This is a genomic window from Hyphomonas pacifica (assembly GCF_000682675.1).
GTDB lineage: Bacteria > Pseudomonadota > Alphaproteobacteria > Caulobacterales > Hyphomonadaceae > Hyphomonas > Hyphomonas pacifica.
The window spans coordinates 18,221-37,289 of the sequence record NZ_AWFA01000022.1 but is presented as its reverse complement, the minus strand read 5'-3'; the positions used below and the strand labels follow the sequence as shown (position 1 = coordinate 37,289).

Annotated in this window: 24 protein-coding genes and 1 pseudogene; 9 read left to right on the top strand and 16 right to left on the bottom strand. The window is 59.2% G+C overall.

From position 1 onward, the window contains the following. Positions 1-184 precede the first annotated feature (184 nt). Positions 185-586 carry a hypothetical protein gene (locus HY2_RS17300; protein WP_146617182.1) on the top strand — a complete coding sequence of 134 codons (402 nt, stop codon included), beginning with the start codon at positions 185-187 and terminating at the stop codon, positions 584-586. Positions 587-597: 11 nt separating this feature from the next. On the opposite strand, the gene hisA is transcribed toward HY2_RS17300, so the two are convergent. Beyond that, positions 598-1,320, bottom strand: a complete 723-nt coding sequence (gene hisA / locus HY2_RS08305) for a 1-(5-phosphoribosyl)-5-[(5-phosphoribosylamino)methylideneamino]imidazole-4-carboxamide isomerase (protein WP_034826575.1) — start codon at positions 1,318-1,320, stop codon at positions 598-600. Beyond that, on the bottom strand, positions 1,317-1,970 hold the full coding sequence (gene hisH / locus HY2_RS08300) for an imidazole glycerol phosphate synthase subunit HisH (protein WP_034826597.1): 654 nt from the start codon (positions 1,968-1,970) through the stop codon (positions 1,317-1,319). The genes hisA and hisH overlap by 4 nt, the downstream gene beginning before the upstream one ends. Positions 1,971-2,080: 110 nt before the next feature. On the opposite strand from hisH, the gene HY2_RS08295 reads away from it, so the two are divergent. Beyond that, on the top strand, positions 2,081-3,520 hold the full coding sequence (locus HY2_RS08295) for an amidohydrolase (protein WP_034826573.1): 1,440 nt from the start codon (positions 2,081-2,083) through the stop codon (positions 3,518-3,520). A gap of 66 nt (positions 3,521-3,586) precedes the next feature. On the opposite strand, the gene hisB is transcribed toward HY2_RS08295, so the two are convergent. Continuing rightward, positions 3,587-4,183 carry an imidazoleglycerol-phosphate dehydratase HisB gene (gene hisB / locus HY2_RS08290; RefSeq protein ID WP_034826595.1) on the bottom strand — a complete coding sequence of 199 codons (597 nt, stop codon included), beginning with the start codon at positions 4,181-4,183 and terminating at the stop codon, positions 3,587-3,589. Positions 4,184-4,338: 155 nt separating this feature from the next. Between hisB and HY2_RS08285 the strand changes: the two genes are divergently transcribed. Continuing rightward, the gene (locus tag HY2_RS08285; protein ID WP_051594853.1) at positions 4,339-6,069 is read left to right on the top strand and encodes a putative bifunctional diguanylate cyclase/phosphodiesterase; all 1,731 of its coding nucleotides are present in this window, start codon (positions 4,339-4,341) and stop codon (positions 6,067-6,069) included. Here the strand turns inward: HY2_RS08285 and HY2_RS08280 are convergent. The 5 genes from HY2_RS08280 to HY2_RS08260 form a co-directional block, all read right to left on the bottom strand. Continuing rightward, positions 6,055-6,591, bottom strand: a complete 537-nt coding sequence (locus tag HY2_RS08280) for a GNAT family N-acetyltransferase (RefSeq protein WP_034826571.1) — start codon at positions 6,589-6,591, stop codon at positions 6,055-6,057. The two genes, HY2_RS08285 and HY2_RS08280, sit on opposite strands and share 15 nt — an antisense overlap. Before the next feature lie 8 nt (positions 6,592-6,599). Then, a complete protein-coding gene (locus HY2_RS08275; RefSeq protein WP_233346144.1) occupies positions 6,600-7,028 on the bottom strand; it encodes a nuclear transport factor 2 family protein in 429 nt (142 codons plus the stop codon). A 29-nt stretch (positions 7,029-7,057) separates the two neighbouring features. Further along, positions 7,058-7,483, bottom strand: a complete 426-nt coding sequence (locus HY2_RS08270) for a hypothetical protein (protein ID WP_051594852.1) — start codon at positions 7,481-7,483, stop codon at positions 7,058-7,060. 99 nt (positions 7,484-7,582) lie between these two features. Further along, positions 7,583-8,128 carry an energy transducer TonB gene (locus HY2_RS08265; protein ID WP_034826568.1) on the bottom strand — a complete coding sequence of 182 codons (546 nt, stop codon included), beginning with the start codon at positions 8,126-8,128 and terminating at the stop codon, positions 7,583-7,585. 41 nt (positions 8,129-8,169) lie between these two features. Further along, positions 8,170-9,228, bottom strand: a complete 1,059-nt coding sequence (locus tag HY2_RS08260; protein WP_034826565.1) for an HpcH/HpaI aldolase/citrate lyase family protein — start codon at positions 9,226-9,228, stop codon at positions 8,170-8,172. A 148-nt stretch (positions 9,229-9,376) separates the two neighbouring features. On the opposite strand from HY2_RS08260, the gene HY2_RS17030 reads away from it, so the two are divergent. After that, on the top strand, positions 9,377-9,541 hold the full coding sequence (locus HY2_RS17030; protein ID WP_064773893.1) for a YqaE/Pmp3 family membrane protein: 165 nt from the start codon (positions 9,377-9,379) through the stop codon (positions 9,539-9,541). On the opposite strand, the gene HY2_RS08255 is transcribed toward HY2_RS17030, so the two are convergent. From HY2_RS08255 to HY2_RS17710, 5 genes are all read right to left on the bottom strand, one after another. Next, positions 9,542-9,772 carry a hypothetical protein gene (locus HY2_RS08255; protein WP_034826562.1) on the bottom strand — a complete coding sequence of 77 codons (231 nt, stop codon included), beginning with the start codon at positions 9,770-9,772 and terminating at the stop codon, positions 9,542-9,544. Positions 9,773-9,863: 91 nt separating this feature from the next. Then, a complete protein-coding gene (locus tag HY2_RS08250) occupies positions 9,864-10,781 on the bottom strand; it encodes a tyrosine recombinase (RefSeq protein ID WP_034826561.1) in 918 nt (305 codons plus the stop codon). Between the two features lie 42 nt (positions 10,782-10,823). Next, complete coding sequence (locus HY2_RS08245; RefSeq protein WP_051594851.1) at positions 10,824-11,309, bottom strand: DUF2721 domain-containing protein; 486 nt, start codon at positions 11,307-11,309, stop codon at positions 10,824-10,826. 83 nt (positions 11,310-11,392) lie between these two features. Beyond that, positions 11,393-12,997, bottom strand: a complete 1,605-nt coding sequence (locus HY2_RS08240; RefSeq protein WP_034826559.1) for a hypothetical protein — start codon at positions 12,995-12,997, stop codon at positions 11,393-11,395. After that, positions 12,987-13,121 carry a DUF945 domain-containing protein gene (locus HY2_RS17710; RefSeq protein ID WP_146617181.1) on the bottom strand — a complete coding sequence of 45 codons (135 nt, stop codon included), beginning with the start codon at positions 13,119-13,121 and terminating at the stop codon, positions 12,987-12,989. The genes HY2_RS08240 and HY2_RS17710 overlap by 11 nt, the downstream gene beginning before the upstream one ends. A 95-nt stretch (positions 13,122-13,216) precedes the next feature. On the opposite strand from HY2_RS17710, the gene HY2_RS08235 reads away from it, so the two are divergent. Genes HY2_RS08235 through HY2_RS08225 form a run of 3 tightly spaced genes read left to right on the top strand, consistent with a single transcriptional unit; the run spans position 13,217 to position 16,203 of the window. Beyond that, complete coding sequence (locus tag HY2_RS08235; RefSeq protein ID WP_034826558.1) at positions 13,217-13,789, top strand: shikimate kinase; 573 nt, start codon at positions 13,217-13,219, stop codon at positions 13,787-13,789. Next, on the top strand, positions 13,774-14,916 hold the full coding sequence (gene aroB / locus HY2_RS08230) for a 3-dehydroquinate synthase (protein WP_034826556.1): 1,143 nt from the start codon (positions 13,774-13,776) through the stop codon (positions 14,914-14,916). Before HY2_RS08235 ends, aroB begins: the two co-directional genes overlap by 16 nt. A 24-nt stretch (positions 14,917-14,940) precedes the next feature. After that, entirely contained in the window at positions 14,941-16,203 is a 1,263-nt protein-coding gene (locus HY2_RS08225) for an HlyC/CorC family transporter (RefSeq protein ID WP_034826555.1), read from the top strand. Here the strand turns inward: HY2_RS08225 and HY2_RS08220 are convergent. The 3 genes from HY2_RS08220 to HY2_RS17705 all read right to left on the bottom strand — a co-directional run bounded on the left by HY2_RS08220 (position 16,183) and on the right by HY2_RS17705 (position 17,194). Continuing rightward, positions 16,183-16,530 (bottom strand): hypothetical protein, encoded by a 348-nt coding sequence (locus HY2_RS08220; protein WP_034826553.1) that lies wholly within the window; start codon positions 16,528-16,530, stop codon positions 16,183-16,185. The two genes, HY2_RS08225 and HY2_RS08220, sit on opposite strands and share 21 nt — an antisense overlap. A 78-nt stretch (positions 16,531-16,608) precedes the next feature. Continuing rightward, a complete protein-coding gene (locus HY2_RS08215) occupies positions 16,609-16,881 on the bottom strand; it encodes a BolA family protein (RefSeq protein ID WP_034826552.1) in 273 nt (90 codons plus the stop codon). A 34-nt stretch (positions 16,882-16,915) separates the two neighbouring features. Further along, a complete protein-coding gene (locus HY2_RS17705; protein WP_233346142.1) occupies positions 16,916-17,194 on the bottom strand; it encodes a hypothetical protein in 279 nt (92 codons plus the stop codon). 30 nt (positions 17,195-17,224) lie between these two features. Between HY2_RS17705 and HY2_RS17700 the strand changes: the two genes are divergently transcribed. Together HY2_RS17700 and HY2_RS08205 are read left to right on the top strand one after the other, a co-directional pair. Beyond that, a complete protein-coding gene (locus tag HY2_RS17700; protein ID WP_233346141.1) occupies positions 17,225-17,536 on the top strand; it encodes a J domain-containing protein in 312 nt (103 codons plus the stop codon). A gap of 2 nt (positions 17,537-17,538) precedes the next feature. After that, a pseudogene (locus HY2_RS08205) lies at positions 17,539-19,022 on the top strand (glycerol-3-phosphate dehydrogenase). The last annotated feature ends 47 nt before the right edge of the window (positions 19,023-19,069 follow it).

Below are 19,069 nucleotides of genomic sequence, written 5' to 3'. Positions count from 1 at the left end.
GCTCTTGCGAAAGGGCCCGGAAAGATCAGGATACCCGGATGGTTTCGGCCAGTCCGGCTTTAGGTGCAGGCCGAAGTGTTAATCTCGCGACCCAAAAATATATCAAAAATAGTTTTGAACGAAACTTAAAATTTATATTTCGGGGCTAAATCTCCAGACTATAAAGTAGAAAGTGGGGCACCAAATGATGCGTAAGCTGTTTTTCTCCAGCGCTATTCTTGCATTCGCTGCATGCACGTCTACACCGCAAGTCGCAGTGATCGAGCCATCCGATACGCACCTTTCCTGTCAGGAGATCTACCGGGAGAGCGCTAGTCTACAAACAATTATGGACGAGGCGCATCATAATAAAGGTTTTAACCTTGCAAACTTCTTTGCATGGCCCGGCCCGATTTACTCGCATAACTTCATAGAAGCTGACAATGCGGAAGAATGGGTTCAGCGTCGTCGCGTTGCTCTGACCGATTTGTACATCCAGAAGGGCTGTGCACCGGATGTTGCTGTCGCATCAGCAAGTACAAGTGACCTTACAGGTAAGGCTCGCGCCCAGCGCATCGTGGAAGATGTGATAAACAGAAAACCTTAGACACAATAGGTCTAGCTGAGCGCCAAAGCCTCACCCGCCACAATGTCCCCATCATAAAGCGCGCGGCCGAGGATAGACCCCGCAATCGGCGCGTCGGCGGCGATCAGGGCGCGGAGGTCGTCTGTGCTGGCGACACCGCCGGAGGCGATGATTGGGATACTGACCGTATTGGCCAGCTCTGCCGTGAACGGAACATTGACGCCGGTCTTCAGGCCGTCGCGGCCGATATCCGTCGCCACGATGGCGGCCACGCCGCAACCCTCAAAAGCCCTGGCGAGTTCTGTCGCCTTCATGTCGCTGGTCTCGGCCCAGCCTTCGACGGCGACCATGCCATCCTTCGCGTCGATGCCGACCACGATTCGGTCGGGCAGGGCGCGGGCGGCCTCTTTCACCAGCTCCGGGTCGCGCAACGCAGCGGTGCCCAGGATGACGCGGGAAATGCCGGCCTCCAGCCAGGCGTCGATCTGCGCGCGGTTGCGGATGCCGCCGCCCAGCTGCACCGGCGCATCGGTCGCCTTCAGGATCGCTTCCACCGCCGCGCGGTTCACGGCCTTGCCCTCAAAGGCGCCGTTCAGGTCCACCACGTGCAAATGCGTGAAGCCTGCGTCGCGAAAGGCTTTGGCCTGCGCCGCCGGGCTGTCGGAAAAGACGGTCGCCTTGTCCATCTCGCCGCGCAGAAGGCGCACGCACTGGCCGTCTTTCAGGTCAATGGCGGGGTAGAGGGTGAAGCTCATTTGGGGGTCCATGTCAGGAAATTGGCGAGCAGGCGCATGCCGACGCGCTGGGATTTTTCCGGGTGGAACTGCGTGCCGAACAGATTGTCCTGCGCCACCGCTGCGGTAATCGCCTCTGCGCCATAGCCCACTGTGGCGGCAATGCTGGCCGGGTCTTTCGCGGTGAAGGCGTAGGAGTGCGTGAAGTAGACATGCGGGTCTTCGCCCAGATCCTGCAACACAGGGTGGGGGGGCTCGCTGGCAAAGCTGAGGCCGTTCCAGCCCATATGCGGTACGCGGAACCCCTCGCCCGGCTGGATGCGGGAGACCTCGCCCTTGATCCAGCCAAGACCGGGGGTCGTGCCGTCTTCCAGGCCCGTATCGGCTAGCAGCTGCATGCCCACGCAGATGCCCAGGAACGGCCTGCTGCCCTTCAGGCAGGCCTCTTCCAGCGCCTCCACCACGCCCGGCTGGGCGCGCAGGCCTGCGGCGCAGTCTGCGAAATGGCCGACGCCGGGCAGCACAATGCGCTCTGCCGACAGGATGTCAGCGGGAGAGTGCGTGATGCGGATTTCATGGGGTGTGCCTGCCAGATTTGCAGCGGCACGCAGGGCGCGACCTGCAGAATGCAGGTTCCCCGATCCATAGTCGATGAGGGCAACATGGCTCATGGCCGCGCTCATAACCCTGCCTGCGTCACAGGGGAAGGGGTGACGTGGGTTGCAGGCAGGGGCAAGGTGCCGCAATCTCTACAGCTGAGAAGAAGTCAGGAGTCTCATTCATGCGTTTTGCCCTTCCCACCCTTGCCAGCGCGGCCATGCTGTTGGCCAGCGTTGCCCTGCCCGCCTCTGCCGATGTGGCCGAGCGAGAGTTGATCCAGCAGGTCGATAGCCAGGCTGAGCTAACAGCGGAACTGTCCGAGAAACTCTGGGACTGGGCCGAAGTTGGCTATCAGGAGGACAAATCCTCCAAGCTGCTGCAGGATACGCTGGCCGGGGAAGGGTTCACCGTAAAGGCCGATGTGGCCGGCATCCCGACAGCGTTCGTGGCGGAATATGGCAAAGGCGGTCCGGTCATCGGCATTCTGGCGGAGTTTGATGCCCTGCCGGGGATCAATCAGGCGGCTACGGCTGAACGCTCTGAAGTGCCGGGCAAGCATGCGGGCCATGCCTGCGGGCACAATCTGTTCGGTGCGGGCTCTGTCTCGGCTGCGATCGCCATTCGCCACTGGCTGGAAGAAAGCGGCACGCCGGGACGCATCCGCGTGTATGGCACGCCTGCGGAAGAGGGTGGCTCCGGCAAGGTCTACATGGTCCGCGCGGGCCTGTTCGATGATGTCGACATTGCGATCCACTGGCACGCCTCTGACCGCAACTCTGCGGCGGCGAATACGACACTGGCAAACCGGTCGGCAAAGTTCCGTTTCAAAGGCATCTCTGCCCACGCTGCGGGTGCGCCAGAACGGGGCCGGTCTGCGCTGGATGGGGTTGAGGCCATGGATATGATGGCCAACATGATGCACGAGCACATGCCACAGGATGCGCGCATGCATTATGTCATCACCTCTGGCGGCTCTGCGCCCAACGTGGTGCCGGATTTTGCCGAAGTTTTCTACTATGTGCGCCACCCCTCAGCCGATGGTGTGGAAGAAATCTGGGCCCGGCTGGAAAATGCGGCCCGCGGCGCTGCTCTGGGCACCGGCACGGAAGTCGAGTGGGAAATCATCCACGGCAACAATCCGCTTCTGGTGAACGAGACCCTCGCTCGCATGATGGATTCCAAACTGCGCGAAGTTGGCGGCGTGACCTACACACCGGCCGAACGGGAATTTGCCGAGACCATTGCCTCCACTTTCAGCAATCCGGGGCTGTCCCTTGGATCTGAAGAAGAGATCCAGCCCTTTCAGGTTTCCATGGGGTATGGCTCTACGGATGTGGGTGACGTGTCCTTTGCGGTCCCAACGGTTGGCCTGAACACGGCGACCTGGGTTCCGGGCACATCCGCACACAGCTGGCAGGCTGTTGCCGCCAGCGGCACGACGATTGGTCAGAAGGGCACGCAGGTTGCGGCCAAAACTATGACGCTGGCTGCGGTCGAACTGTTTACGAATGAAGAATTGCGCAAGCAGGCACGCGCTGAATTCGATAAAGCACGCGGGCCGAACTATCAGTATCGCTCGCTGCTGGGCAATCGCGCCCCGCCGCTCGATTATCGGAAATAAGCGCGCTAAGTCTCAATGCCCCTGGTCCGTGACCGGGGGCATCTCGTTTCTGATGGAGAAGGGCGCTTAGAGGCTGCCCTTGGTGCTTGCCGGTTTGCCGCCGAGTTTTGGATCAATCGCGATGGCCGCGCGCAGGGCGCGGGCCGTGGCCTTGAAGCAGGATTCCGCGATGTGGTGGCAATTCTCGCCGTAGAGGTTCTCCACGTGCAGGCACATGCCGCCATTGCCGGCCAGGGCGTGGAAGAACTCCTTGAAAAGCTCGGTGTCCATCTCACCGATCTTGTCGCGGCTGAAATGCACCTTCCAGACCAGATACGGCCGCTTGCAAAGGTCCAGAGATGTACGGGAAAGCGTTTCATCCATCGGCACATAGGCATGGCCAAAGCGGGTGATGCCGGCAAAATCGCCCAGTGCCTTCATGATAGCCTGACCAATGACAATGCCTGTATCCTCGACGCTGTGGTGCATGTCGATATGCAGGTCGCCCTTGCAACGCACAGTCAGATCAATGGCGGAATGCTTGGAAAAGCTTTCCAGCATGTGATCGAAAAAGCCGATCCCGGTTTCGATATCGGATTTGCCTGTACCATCCAGGTTCACGGTTACCGAAATATCGGTTTCCTTGGTGGTGCGGCTAACAGTGGCGGTGCGTTCTTGTGTCATGGGGCCCATATAGTGCGTAGCATTGCCTACAGCTAGCGCACTTTATTCACTGATTCCTAAACATATTCCGGAAACATAGTTACTCGCAGACCGGATTGGCCGGTTCAGCAAGGGCGTATGCAGGCTTGGACAAGCAGGGTTTCTTTCCCAGACTTATGGGCCGGATCACGATTCCGGTCTTCATTGCTACCGTTTCAAGTGGTCTTACGGTAGCACTATATAGCTCTGTTTGGGTCGCGGAGCAGGCTTACCGGATATATTTCGAAGGTGGTTCTTGGGCTGAGTGGGCCCTGCCGCTCTGGGCGATTGGCATCCTGATGGTGATTGCCGCGGCCATTTCAGGGTCTATTGCTTGGTTTCTGGCGCGGCGATTTCAGCAAATCCTGCTTGATTTCACCGAATACCTGTCTGAAGCGGGCAATGCCGGCGAGGATAGTAATGCGCATTTGACCGCCGTGCCATTTTCAGAGCTTCGCCGCTTGCGTGTGGTCGTCATGCGTTCTGTCGGCAAATTGCGGCGTGACAATGAAGCGTTGCGTGAGACAGCCTATGTCGATCCACGAACAGGTATGCCAAACCTTATCGCGATCGAGAAACTGATTGCTCGTACATTGCCGCGTGCACGATATGAGACGCCAGCGGCACTAATGGTTCTGGATCTGGATAATTATACGCGCGCTTCCGAGCGCTTGGGCGCGCTTGCCAGTGAGGCATTGCTGAAGGCTTCCGGTGAGCGTATGTCGCGGGCGCTGGCGGCGCTGGATGGGCCTGTGAGAAATGCGTTGAGGGCCTCCGAATTGGCTGCGATGCAGGCAGACAGTTTTGCCCTCTACCTGCCGACCGCTGTCAGCCGCGACCATGTTTCAAACATAGCCCGGGCCATTCGCCTCGCCTTTGCCGAACCCTTCGTGATTGCGGGCCAGTCCGTCTCATTGGGCATTTCCGGCGGTATCGTCATGGCCCCGGAAGATGCCGACACGGTGCAAAAGATGTTTCGCCATGCCGAACTGGCGTTGAAACAAGTGCGCAAGGATACAGGATCGGGCTTCCGGTATTTCTCGCCACGGCTTAATCGCGTAGCCCGTGGCAAGTACATGCTGGAAGCAGAGTTGCGGGAAGCGGTGGCCAATCACGAATTCAAGACGCACTTCCAGCCAAAGGTGGACTTCCAGACCGGCAAAGTTGTTGGCGCTGAGGCGCTGGCGCGCTGGATACGTCCGAACGGGAAGATCATTTCTCCGAACACGTTCATTCCGTTGGCAGAAGAAACAGGTCTGGTCACGCAGATTGGCGAGCAAATCATGGAGGCGGCCTGCCGCTCAGCCCGCATCTGGATGGATGAGGGCTTTGATGCCACCGTTGCCGTAAATGTTTCGCCGCGCCAGTTTCAGGCAACGGATCTGACGGAAACCGTGCTGTCCATTCTCAAACGGTCCGGTCTGCCACCGCATCGTCTCGAGTTGGAGATCACCGAAAGCATGGCGGTATCTGAACCGGAAAAGGTGGCACGTGTGATGCGTCCGTTGCGGAGTCTCGGTACAAAGCTGGCGATTGACGATTTCGGGACAGGCCATTCAAACCTGTCCATCCTGACCCAGTTGCCGTTTGATGTCTTCAAGATTGATCGCCAGTTCGTATCCGCCTTGGAATCGGATGAGCAGGCGCCGGCGATTATCGAGATGATTCTGGCCATGGCGGAGACGCTGGGCCTGAAAACAGTTGCCGAAGGTGTGGAGACCGAGCGGCAGGCAGACTTCCTGCGCAGGCGGGGCTGTACCATGGCGCAGGGCTTCCTCTACAGCGCAGGCTTGCCGCACGATTCTTTCCTTGAGTTTCTGCGCAAGTGGAAAGCCAAACCGTCCGTCACCAGACTACAGACGGGTTAGCGCTCCCACATGGCGGCGGTACACATTGACTGCTGCGCCTTTATACTCAGATGTCTGCCATAGTTCGTAGCCGCATTTTTCTGCTACGCGGACAGAGGCGATGTTTTCTGGCTCAATAATGCACACGGTCTGGCCGGAACGGTATGTGTCCAGCCAGTCATGCGCTGCTTGAACAGCTTCGGTTGCGATGCCCTTGCCCCAGGCGCTCTCTACTAGCGCCCAGCCTGCCTCCGGCCATTCGGACAGGTCCGGTGTCATGCCACGCATGAAATCCGAGAAACCGGCTTCTCCCAGATATGCGCCGGTCTCGCGATCCTCGATGACCCAGTACGAATAACCAAGAATGTCCCACATTCCGCGCATGCGGCACAGTGTGAACCAGGTGCTCTGACGGTCGCGGGATTGACCGCCGGTATATCGGGCCGTTGCTGTAGCGCCCCACATGGCGGCGGCGGCTTCGAAGTGGCGCTTGTCCGGCGCGCAGAGGACAAGGCGTTCGGTTTTGAGAACTGGAACGCTCATCGCAGCTTTTATGCGCTGGACTTCATCTTTTCCAGCATCGCGCCCATGGCGGCATGCACGGTTTGGATTGCCTTCAGGGGACGGACCATGACTTTGAAGTCAATGATTTGTCCGTCATCGTTCCATTCGATCATGTCGACCCCATTGACCTGGATGCCATCCATCACGCATTCGAATTCCAGTACGGCCCTGTCAACGCAATCGAAGACACGGGTGTAGCGGAAGGTGTCGCCACCCAGCGTCTGCCCGGCAGCGGTCAGGTACGCCATGGTAATGGCCTTGCCTTTCTGAGGCGTGTGCACCACCGGGCTTTTGAACACGACATCATCCGCCAGTTGTGTGCCCAGCCCTTCAGGGGAGTGGTCCCCATTCATCCAGTCAAACCAGCGCTGCAGGTTTTCGCTATGTCCTGTCATGGGGATGAGGTGCTCTGCCATGTTTGGTGTCTTCCCTTGTTTTTTATGTCTTATTCGCTGGCCAAAACCGGCTTGCCGACCAGATAATCTGTTGGATTGTTGAAACAGTCCCCGCGTAGCGCTACCCAGCCGCTGGGAAAGTCCGGCTCTGTGAAGACGATGTCTACGCGGCCCCAATTGTAATCAGACTCCGCCGTATCAGGATTGGTGATGGCGATGTCGCACATTTCGATCTTGGGATCGGCCGGAGCGATCCAGACGCCGGCATAGGCACCGCGACCTTCATGAACGCCAGCGAGGCCCTTCAGATAGATTTTGACGGGCCCATTATCTCCCTCATAGGACCATACGGCCCAGCCTTCAGAGGTATCGCTTTCATAAACGACATCCCCGACGAGGGTGGACCAGACTTCGTCCGCCAGAGCCGACTGGCTGATCAGGCCCAGGCAGAGACCTGTGAGAAGTGGCTTCATCATGGTGTATCCCTCCATTCGTCGCAGAGTATCATGCGATGACCGAACGGGAAGGAGAATTCCCTGTCGCACTGGCCATGCCCACGCGGCAGGGCAAGATCATCAGGAATCTTCTTCGTCCGGGCGACAGAAATTCACCGGCACGATGACATTCCGGATGGCCGGGCTGTCCTGGCCCTTGGCGGGGGTGAATTCCAGATCGGCAAAGATGTCCGCCGCGGCCTCATCAAAGCCAGGCAGGGAACAATTGGTCAGCACATCTTTGCTGTCGCCAGACTCGGTGACATTGAACATGACCTCGCAGGCAGCTTCGACGCCAAGCACTTCGTAAAGCGGGGGATAGGTTACTTCCAGCGCGCTTGTCGGCACGGGCATGGGTGTGTCACCGCCGGGACGGGTCGCGCTGGATTCGCGCGTGGTCCAGGCGTCCGGTGGGGACATGCTCACCGCCTGCGTACCGCCGCATGGCTCAATGGAGGTCGACTGGCTCAGAACTTCCAGCATGTTTTCGTTCAGCGGTGTTTCCAGCTTGGCGTTCAGCGCATCGACCGTTTCCGGGTCAAAGCCGTGATAGTCTTCCTGTGCAAGAGCACTTCCAGCGAGCGCGAGACTGCAGGCGGCGGCGATGAGAATGTGGGATGGTTTCATAAGGCGGGTCTCCTTGGTTGCCCTTGGATTCGCCCCCAACCCTAACCCGCCGCGTAGGCTTTTGCCAAATCGGGGTCTTTTTCCGCCACCAGATCGGCCAGATCGGAGATCACCTTGGCCTGTTTCCAGGTGGCATCATCTTGCATCTTGCCATCAATCATGGCGACGCCACTGCCATCGGGCATGGCGGCCAGGATCTTGCGAGCAAAGATTACCTCTTTCGGGTCCGGGCTGAACACGTTTTTCGCAATCGCGATCTGGTTCGGGTGCAGGCTCCATGTGCCGGAACAGCCGAGAAGGAAGGCATTGCGGAATTGCTGTTCGCAGGCGTCGAGGTCGGCAATGTCACCGAACGGGCCGTAAAAGGCATTGATCCCGGCCATGCGGCAGGCATCGACCATGCGGGCGATCGTGTAGTGCCAGGGGTCCTGCTGGGCCGAGGCGCGTGGGCTGCCGTCTTCATTCGGGTCGTCGATCACGCGGTAGAAGGGATGTCCGCCGCCAACGCGGGTGGTCTTCATCTTGCGATCTGCAGCCAGGTCTGCCGGGCCAAGGCTGATGCCCTGCATGCGGGGGCTCGCCAGTGCGATCTCTTCCACACGGGCCATACCTTGCGCCGTTTCGAGAATGGCGTGGAACAGGATGGGGCGGGTAAGGCCGGCCTTTGCTTCCAGTTGGGCGACATATTGGTCTGCGAAGTGAATGTCCCAGGGGCCTTCGACCTTTGGAAGCATGATCACGTCCAGCTGGTGGCCGGCTTTCAGAACCAGGTCCGAGACGTCTTCCTGGAACCAGGGAGAGTTCAGCGGGTTCACGCGGCTCCAGAAGCCTGTGCCTTTGCCCTGCCAGTCATACATGTTGGCCATTTCGATGGCGCCAGCGCGCGCGGCGTCCTTCGCATCGGCAGGAATGGCGTCTTCCAGATTGGCCAGCATGACATCCACGCCGCCTGCCATATCCGGCACTTTGGCGCGCACCTTGTCCAGATGCGGCGGCACGAAATGGATCATCCGCTCCAGGCGCACAGGCAACTCGCGCATCGGCGCCGGGGCACCAATCGCAAGGGGTTTGAAGAAATCACGCGGTGTTTTTTGAGACATCTTGGCCTTCCTCCTCCGGAAACGAGGTAGGCCTATGCCGAATGCTGCAGTGCGTCAAACCTGACTTTAGGGGAAGGAACCGGAATCCAATCCACACGTTGTGTGTGGGAACGCAAACAGAAAGGTCTGCCCGCCCGTGTCCCTCCTCATGATTTTGCTTACAATTTTCCTGCCCCCTGTCGCTGTCGCGCTGAAGGAGGGAATTGGCCTGCAATTTGTGCTGAATCTGATCCTGACGCTGATCGGCTGGTTGCCGGGCGTCATTCACGCATTTTGGGTTCTGACGCGTGGTGGCTCTGAGCCAGTTGCGTAACTATTCGTCAGCGTCGACTGTAACAGACTGAGCTTCCGACCGCATTGCACGGCGGAAGACGGCGACAGCGATAGCCGCGATACCGACACCCGTCACGACTTCACCGCCAATGATCACATTCAGGCCTGCGTGCAGTTCAGAAAGAATTGCCCAGGTCGCTGTCATGAAGGTGACGGCAGCAATCTCGGAAATGAGAACTGTCGGAATGAAGGCGTTCAGAAAGCGTTTCATCGGTCGTATCCAAAATCTGTCAGCGCTCACGGCGCGTGTGGTCAGAATATTGTACTGCAATCTTCAGGCCGCAACATCAAAATGCTGTGCATCAGCTTTTTCGCGCCATGGGATGGGCTGTTTCCAGCAATTCGGCCAGTTCGTCCGTCAGCACATGCGTATAGATCTGCGTCGTCGCGATATCCGAGTGTCCGAGCAACGTCTGTACGGATCTGAGGTCTGCGCCGCCCATCAGAAGGTGAGTCGCATAGGCGTGGCGCAGGGCGTGCGGGTGGACGCGATCTGTCCGAATGCCGGCTTTCATGGCCAGTTCTTCCAGCAATTGCCCGAGACGTCGGCGTGTCAGATGGCCCGCCTTGCCACGCGAAGGGAACAAGAACGGCTCTGCCCGGCCTCTGGCGAGGGAACCTTCCGGCAGATGATCCTCACGCACTGCCAGCCAGTCAGACAGCGCCTGCAAGGCAGGTTTGCCCAGTGGGCAGAGGCGCTCCTTGCCTCCCTTGCCGCGAATGATGATGTCGGTCGTGACCCAGCGCGCGCCCTTGCGGCGTGGCAGACTGCCCAGTTTCAGGGAAACCAGTTCCGAAGCGCGCAGCCCGGCCCCGTAGAGAAGTTCCACGAGACAGCGCAGGCGCAAATCCTCCTCGCAAGTTTCCAGCAAAAGAGTCATTTCCTCACGCGAGAGCACATCCGGCACATCTCGACCGGGCTTGGGTCCGTCCAGCTTGGCCGTCGGGTCATCCCGCCGGTCGCCTTCCTCGAACAGGAAACGATAAAAGCGGCGGATGGCGGACAGCTTGCGCGCTTGCGTCGAGGGGGCAAGACCGCGGCCTGCCAGATCGGCCAGCCAGACGGATAATTCACGATCTTCCGCATCACACAATTTTCCGCCGCAGAACTCAGATGCGTCCAGCAGGTCGCGGCCATAGGCGTCCAGCGTATTGGCGGAGGCCCCGCGCTCAGCGGACATCATTTCCAGAAAGGCTTCAATGCGGCGGCGGTCTGACATGAAGGCATTGTGCCCGCCATGTGTTCAAAAGGGGTGAAGAGTTCAGGATTTGCGATGGCCGTGGCGTGGCGGGGCCCCTGGGCGCAAAACGGTGCGGGCAACCCGCAGCATGCGGCTGGCAATGCGGATTTCGAGCAGGAAGGACAAGAGGCTCCCCACCAGCACGCTCATAGATGCGATAAAGAGAATGGACACCATGCTGGCGACCGGGAATCTCAATAACTGGCCTGTGAACAGCAGAATGATGACAATACAGATCAGCAGGGCGGAGAGGGTAGACAGGGCAATGGCCCGGTTGATGTGGGCCATGCGCCTGTCCAGGATGGTAAGGTGAGCAATGCGTTCCTTGCAAGGCGCGCCTTCCTGAGCTTCCAATTCCTTTTCCATCTTGCGCCAACGATCAACGACGCGGCCCAGCCGGTTTGTCATCACATTCAGAAGCGCCCCGATACCGGCCAGCATGAAGACGGGCGCGATGGCGATCTGGATGACGTGGGCAATATCGGTCGGGACGAGGAGGTCTGGCATCTGGCCTCTTGTATCAGGGACTGGGTGAGGAGCGCTCCTCATAACGCAGAAACGCATCTATGTCGTGGCGGTTGCGGCGCTGCCTACTGCACAATCTTCCAGTATCCTGAAGCTTCCAGGGCCAATTGCCGGGCAGCGTCCTCTGCGTCGATTCGCTGGATAGCCTCCAGCAGCAAAACCATGCCGACAGGTTGCAGAATGGTCGGGTCGCCATTGGTGTAGCCAACCGTGGACAGGATTACTTCGCCCGCCGCACCGGCTTCGGCAGCAGCAAGCGTGGCAAGGACTGGCGGTGTATAGGCAGGTTTGGACTCTGCCTCGGCAATATCCTTCATCAATTGGCGTCCGCTGGCGGGGACAGGAATGTCGAACGCCGCCCAAAGGGCAAACAAGCGGTTTGCAGCCTGTTTTTGTTGATCTGTGTCGACCTGTTCGACCAGTCGCTCGCCGGTATAGGCAATGGTGCTGGCGGATGTTTCTTCGCCCGCCAGAATGGTGAGGGCTTTGAGGAAGGTGGAGTCAAAACCGCCATCTTCCTGCGCACCTTCCATCGTGTCGGCGGTGGTCCAGTCATGCGCCATGTCGAAGTCACCGGCGGCAATGGCAGCGCGCGCAAAGACCAGGGCATAAGGCGCGGTGTCTGAATCCAGCGGCAGGGCAGCAATATCCTTCAGAAGCAGGTTTGAGACAGATATAAAATGCGCTGGAGAGTCAGATGCCGCTTCCAGGGCGGCGACAAGCCCGGCGGCGCGGTCTGCCATGGGCAGGAAGGGATCGCGCATATTGTAGAGCGCGGTTTCCAGCGGGCCGGACGGGGTAAAGTCCGGATTGGCCAGCAGGTCTTCAAACAGGGCGCGGTATTCTGCCGTGCTGATCAGGCCGGCTTCGGCGGCCATTCCGGCTGCCTTGACGCGCAAGTTCTGCGGCAGGCTTTCGCGGGCCGCCATGGCGGCGGCAAGGTCTGGCCGATTCTCCGGCAGCGGGTCTTCCGGCGGTTCCAGCCTGGCCTTGGTGGAGATTGCCAGCGCAAGGCCTGAGCGATAATTGGCTTCCGGTGCGTTCGGCAGTTCACCTGAAGCGGCGAACACGGCATTCAGAAGCCAGGTATCTTCAACGCCTTGGGACAGGGCCATTTCGATGGCAAGTTCAGCTCCAGCGGTATTACCGGACAGGGCCGCGCAGACGGCGCGCAGCTTGGCCCAGTAATCGCCCTGGCGGTCCAGGTCGGACAGCATGCTACAGGCGCTGGCCTCATTGCCGAGGGCAAGGGTCAGGTCTGCTGTAATTTCATCAGCATCGAGACCTGGTGGCGGCTCATCCAGCCGGGCCATCAGCGCAGCGGCGGCGCGGGCCTCTCCCAGCTCGAACATGATTCGCGCGCGTTCAGCCCTCAGCAGCGGTTCCTGCGCGCCGGACGGGCGACGGGCCGGTGACAGGGCCATGCGCCGCATCAGGGTGCGCTCAGCCGGGGTCAGCCCCCGTGTGCGCACGTCCCGCATCAAGGGCAGCAAATCATCTGCATTGGAGGCGGCCCACATATCCGTTGGGAGGGAGGGCTCTCCGGCTTCCAGAAAGCTCATCCCCCACGGATTCACCAGTTCGAGGCCAGAATCCTCAATCTGTGCAGCAGCAGGCAGGGTGGCAAGCATCAGGCCGACCGCTGCGGCAAGACCCTGTTTAAAGGACATTCTCCACCTCAATCCGTACTTCGCCCGGTGCCGGTTTGCCTTTTTCGGCCTTCCCGCCCAGCCACCAGAGCGCCCCCAGCACAAGTATTGCCACAATGGCTAAAAGGATCAGAAACTTGCGCATGCCTATATACCCCTTGATACAGTTCTACAGCGTTCGATTGCGAACGCGTCGTTGCGACTATAGGACAAGAACTGAACATAGTACGAAAGTCCAGAATGCCATCTGATACCGATAGTCCTGCACGATCTGCCGGCGCGACATTGCCCTATATGTCGCGGACCATCGCGCTTGTCGGTCTGATGGGGGCTGGAAAGTCCACCGTAGGCCGCCGTCTGGCCGAAAAGCTGGGCCGGGATTTCTATGATAGTGACACGGAGATCGAGAGGGCGGCTGGCCTGTCCATCTCTGACATCTTCACCCTACATGGCGAAGAAGACTTCCGGCGCGGCGAGCATCAGGTGCTGAAACGTTTGCTGACGCTGCCGCCGCATGTGCTGGCGACAGGCGGCGGGGCGTATCTGAATGATGAGACGCGCGCCCTGATGCGGCAGAATGCTGTCACGGTTTGGCTGAATGCTGATCTTGAGACGCTTTGGCGCCGTGTGCAGAAACGTGATACGCGCCCCTTGCTGAAACGGCCTGATGCCAAGGCCGTGCTGACGAACCTGCTTGCCGAACGCGAGCCTATCTATTCCCAGGCTGACCTGGTTGTGCGGTCCAAGGACGGACCGCACATCAATACGGTTAACGCCATCTACAAGGCCTTACAAACATGGAAACCGGACTGACTGTGACACGCCCTGCGACAGAGACAGTTACCGTAGAACTCGCAGACCGCAGCTATGATATTCTGGTGGGCCATGGCGCACTGGACCAGTTGGGCGAGCGCCTGTCTGCCATGCTGAAGCGTCCGCGCGTCTTTGTGCTGACGGATGAAACGGTGGAGCGTCTGCATCGCCACCGTCTGGATGAGGCCCTGCGTCCAGCGGGCATCTCCACGAACTGGAAAGCGTTGCCGCCCGGTGAGAAGACGAAATCCTTCAGCAACCTGGAAGGTATTCTCGACTGGCTGTTGGAAAACAGCGCAGACCGCAGCGACATCCTGATTGCGCTGGGCGGCGGGGTGATCGGCGACATTACAGGCCTGGCGGCCAGCCTTATGAAGCGCGGCATGGGCTTTGTGCAGGTGCCGACAACGCTGCTGGCGCAAGTCGACTCTTCCGTGGGCGGTAAGACCGCCGTGAACACACCGCGCGGCAAGAATCTGATCGGTGCCTTCTACCAGCCACGTCTTGTTATTGCGGATACCGAGCTTCTGGAAACCCTGCCCAGGCGGGAGTTGAGAGCCGGTTATGCGGAGATCGTGAAATACGGCCTGATCAATGATGAGGACTTCTTCACCTGGCTGGAGTCGCATGGCGAGGCCGTGCTTGCACTGGAACCGGATGCCATCGCGCAGGCTGTTGCGACCAGCTGCCGGGCCAAGGCGGCCATTGTGGCCGAGGATGAGCGGGAAACCGGCGTGCGGGCCTTGCTGAATCTGGGCCATACATTCGGGCACGCGCTGGAAGCGGCAAATGGCTATGCGCCGGATCTGCTGCATGGTGAGGCGGTCGCCATCGGCATGGCGCTGGCCTTCCGCTATGGCGCTGCCGAGGGCATTACGCCAGCAGAGGATGCTATCCGGGTTCGCGCGCATCTTGAGGCAACCGGTTTGCAATCTGTCATTCCCGGCAAGCAGGGCGGGCCATATACGGCGGCCCGGCTGGTGAACCTGATGCAGCAGGACAAGAAAGCGAGCGCAGGCCGTGTGCCGCTGATTCTCGCGCGCGGCATTGGCAAATCCTATATCCATCAGGATGCGGATCTCGCATCTGTTGAAACATTCCTTCGGGCAGAATTGCTTGAAGGCTAAGGCACCAGGCTTGGGTTAAACGAAATGATTGCTGGCTATATCATCGCCATTCTTGTGCTTCTCGGCATGTCCGCCTTCTTTTCGGGGTCGGAAACGGCCCTGACGGCGGCATCACGTGCGCGCATGCACCAATTGGAGAAGGAGGGCGACAAGCGCGCAGAGGCGGTGAATAAGCTGATCGCCAAGCGCGAGAATTTGATTGGTGCCATCCTGTTGGGCAACAATCTGGTCAATATCCTGGCCTCTGTTCTGGCGACTTCCCTGTTTACCGCCCTGTTCGGCCAAGGCGGCCTGGCATTGGCCATGGCGACGGCCGTGATGACGGTGCTGGTTCTGGTTTTTGCGGAAGTCCTGCCAAAGACCTATGCCATCACGCGCACCGACACGATGGCGATGAGTGTGGCCCGCCCGATAGGGGCGTTTGTCTTTGTTGCCTCCTGGATCGTGAACATTATCCAGTTCATCGTTAGTACGACGTTGAAGATACTGGGCCTCGGTGATCCAGACGCGACGCCGACAGCGGAGGAGGAAATCCGCGGCGCAATTGATCTGCATGCGTCTGAGGGCGGCGTGGCCGCTGAAGACCGGCTGCGCCTTGTCGGCGCGCTGGATCTGAAGGAACTGACCGTCGAAGACGTCATGATCCACCGCAAGAACATCAAGATGCTGAACGCTGATCTCGATCCACGTCAGCTGGTGATGAAGGCCCTGGCCAGCCCGCATACGCGTCTGCCGCTGTATCGTGGCGAAAAGGAAGAGATTGTCGGCATTCTGCATGCCAAGGATCTGCTGCGCGCGGCGATGGCCCAGGGCGGGGATTTATCAGCGCTAGATGTCGATTCCATCCTGCGCAAGCCCTGGTTCGTGCCGGAAACGACGCCGGTGCAGGATCAGCTGGATGCGTTCCTGCAGAAGCGCAGCCATTTTGCTCTGGTCGTTGATGAATATGGCGAATTGCAGGGCCTGATCACGCTAGAAGATATTCTGGAAGAGATTGTGGGCCACATCCATGACGAGCATGACGTTGCCGTACAGGGCGTGCGCCCGCAGGAAGATGGCTCTGTCAATGTCGATGGATGGGTGCCAATCCGGGATCTCAACCGGGCGACCGGGTGGAATCTACCGGATGAAGAGGCTGTGACCGTGGCGGGACTCGTCATTCACGAGGCGCAAACCATACCGGAGCCCGGGCAGAGCTTTGTTTTCCATGGGTACAGGTTCAACATCCTGCGCCGCCAGCGTAATCAGGTCACGGGTCTCAATATCTCAGAGATCGAGACCGCCTGATTCTTCTTCATGCTTGGCCATGTGGACTTGCGGTGACAGATCAGCATCGCATCCATTTGCTTTAAGCCAGGATTTTTCCTGAGTTGTGACGATATGAGCCGAATCCGGCTCTGGGTCGTCCATTGCTATCACGGCCCACGTTTTGTGCCGTGTCTTAACGTCTGTTGAGACAGGCACGAAAACAATCTCGCGCCCAGATGTGCAGACAGTGTCACGAATCCAGTGGAGCATGCCTTGCTGCTTTCCGGCACTGGGGCCTTCAGCTGCAGCAGATCCTGCGGTCATTGCGCCAATCGCGGCGGCGATCATCATATTCCGTACCATCATCACCCGTTCTCCTCGACGGTTGAGGAGGAAACGAGTGATTCGTCAGGCGGTTCCCATTTGGTAAGAAATTTTCAGGATTTATGCCGAATTCGCGTGTAAGGCGAGTGCGTGCAGGCCGGTATCAAATTCAGGTTTCAGCGCCGTCAGAACAGCGCGCTGCATCTGGACACGGCTTAATCCCTGAAATGCGGCGGAGCTGATTCTCACCGTATAATGGGTCTCGCCCTCCGGGCGGGCGCCTGCATGACCTGCATGTTTTCCGCTGTCATCGGTGATTTCCAGGGAAACAGGGGCAAAAGCCTCGGTCAGAATGTCACGAATTCGCGATAACCTGTCGTTTGGTTGTGGCATCTTTAACGGGGTCTCCTTATGATATTGGGTCATGTCAGATAGCGATCCATTTTCCTACCGCGTAAAGTTCAAAGATATGCGGATTAAGCCTCCCAAGGATGAGGCGTCCCGAGCGCGTGCACAAAAGACTCGTGTGTGCGATCACAAGGACTGCGACCTTGAAGGCACTCACCCTGCGCCAAAGCCCGGCGGCAAGGGGCAGCACCATTTCTGCCAGCAGCATGCGGCCGAATACAATCGGCGCTTCAATTTCTTTGAAGGCATGTCTCAGGCCGAAGCGGCTGCGTTTACGCGCGCCGAGCGGTTTGGCCACAAGCGCACTTGGCGGTTTGGTACAGGGCCTATGGCTGGACAGAAAGGCGCAGAAAAGCTGGACCCGCGCCGTTGGGCGGGCCGCCGATTCTTCGATGTCGATGATGTGGCCGGAGGCGAAGCCGCCAGTTCCAATCGGCGCAGCGGCCTGCAGCTGCGGGCGCTGAAGGAGCTGGACCTGGAGGGCGATGCAAGCCCGACGGAAATCCGCGCACGCTATGCCGAATATGTCCGCCGCTTCCACCCGGACTCCAATAAGGGTGACCGGTCGTCAGAGCACAAGCTGCAGCGCGTGCTACGAGCCGGCAAACTTCTTAAGGCAGCTGGCCTGATGAAGGGCTGACAATGCATGACATTCTGGTGATTGGCGGCGGCATCAACGGGACAGGGATTGCCCGGGATGCTGCGGGCCGTGGGCTGGATGTTGTGCTTTGCGAGAAGGATGATCTGGCGCAGCATACATCTTCAGCCAGTACCAAGCTGATCCATGGCGGCCTCAGATACCTTGAACAGTATGATTTCGCGCTTGTCCGCAAGGCACTGATCGAGCGGGAAGTGCTGCTGCGGGCTGCGCCGCACATTATCTGGCCGATGCGTTTTGTGCTGCCGCATCACAAGGAATTGCGTCCGGCCTGGCTGATCCGGCTCGGCCTGTTTCTGTATGATCATCTGGGCGGGCGTAAATTGTTGCCGCCGACCAAGGTGCTGCGCCGCAAATCGACGGGTAAACTGGACGCGCTGAAAGACCAATACCGCCTGGCGTTTGAATACTCAGATTGCTGGGTCGAGGATTCCCGCCTGGTCGTGCTGAATGCCGTGGACGCAAGGAAACGCGGCGCAGAAATCATGACGCGCACGGCCTGTACCTCTTTGACACGCCATGCGGACTATTGGGAGGCTGTGCTGCAAGGCCCTAAGGGTAAGGAGACGCGCCAATTCCGAACGGTCGTCAATGCGGCCGGGGCCTGGGTGGATGATGTGCTGGGTCTTGATGGTGAAGCGCCGGAGAAGCCGCATTTGCGTCTTGTCAAAGGCAGCCACATCATCGTGCCGCGCTGGCATCATGGCGATCATGCCTATTTCTTCCAGAATGGCGATGGCCGCATCATGTTCGCGATTCCTTATGAGCGCGGGGAGTTCACGCTGATCGGCACAACCGACGTGCCCTATGAGGCCAATCGCGACAAGGTGGAGATCACCCCGGAAGAGATCGCCTATCTGTGCAAGGGGGCGAGCGCGTATTACAAGAAGGCGATCACGCCAGCTGATGTCGTCGGCACCTATTCCGGCGTGCGTCCGCTATATGATGATCATGCCGTAAATGCCTCAAAAGTGACCCGCGACTATGTTCTGAAGCGCGAAGCAGAGGACGGCGCGCCGATCCTGTCTGTCTTTGGTGGCAAGATCACGACTTATCGCGAGCTTTCAGAGCATGCGCTGGCTGAGCTGAAAGACGATTTGCCGAATATGAAGCGTTCCTGGACGCGCGGTGCGCATTTGCCGGGGGGGATATACCGGGTGGTCATTTCCGGGAATATGTTGACGGATTGGTCCTGCGCTATCCGGGGCTGGACCCGGCCCTGCTGTCGCGCCTCGCCAGGGCCTATGGCACGCGGGTGGAAGACTTGCTGGGCGATGCAGCTGTTGAGGCCGATCTCGGCCGGGCTTTCGGGGCCGGCCTGACCGAAGCCGAAGTGTGCTATCTGAGGCGTGAAGAGTTTGCCGCCTCGGCAGACGACATTTTGTGGCGGCGCTCAAAACTGGGCATCCACATGACAGAGGCCGAACGGGAAGCATTTCGCGACTGGTTTGCCCCTCAGGCAGGATAATTTGCAGGCTGCGATCATTGGCCCGCACAGCCCGTGTAGACAGGCCG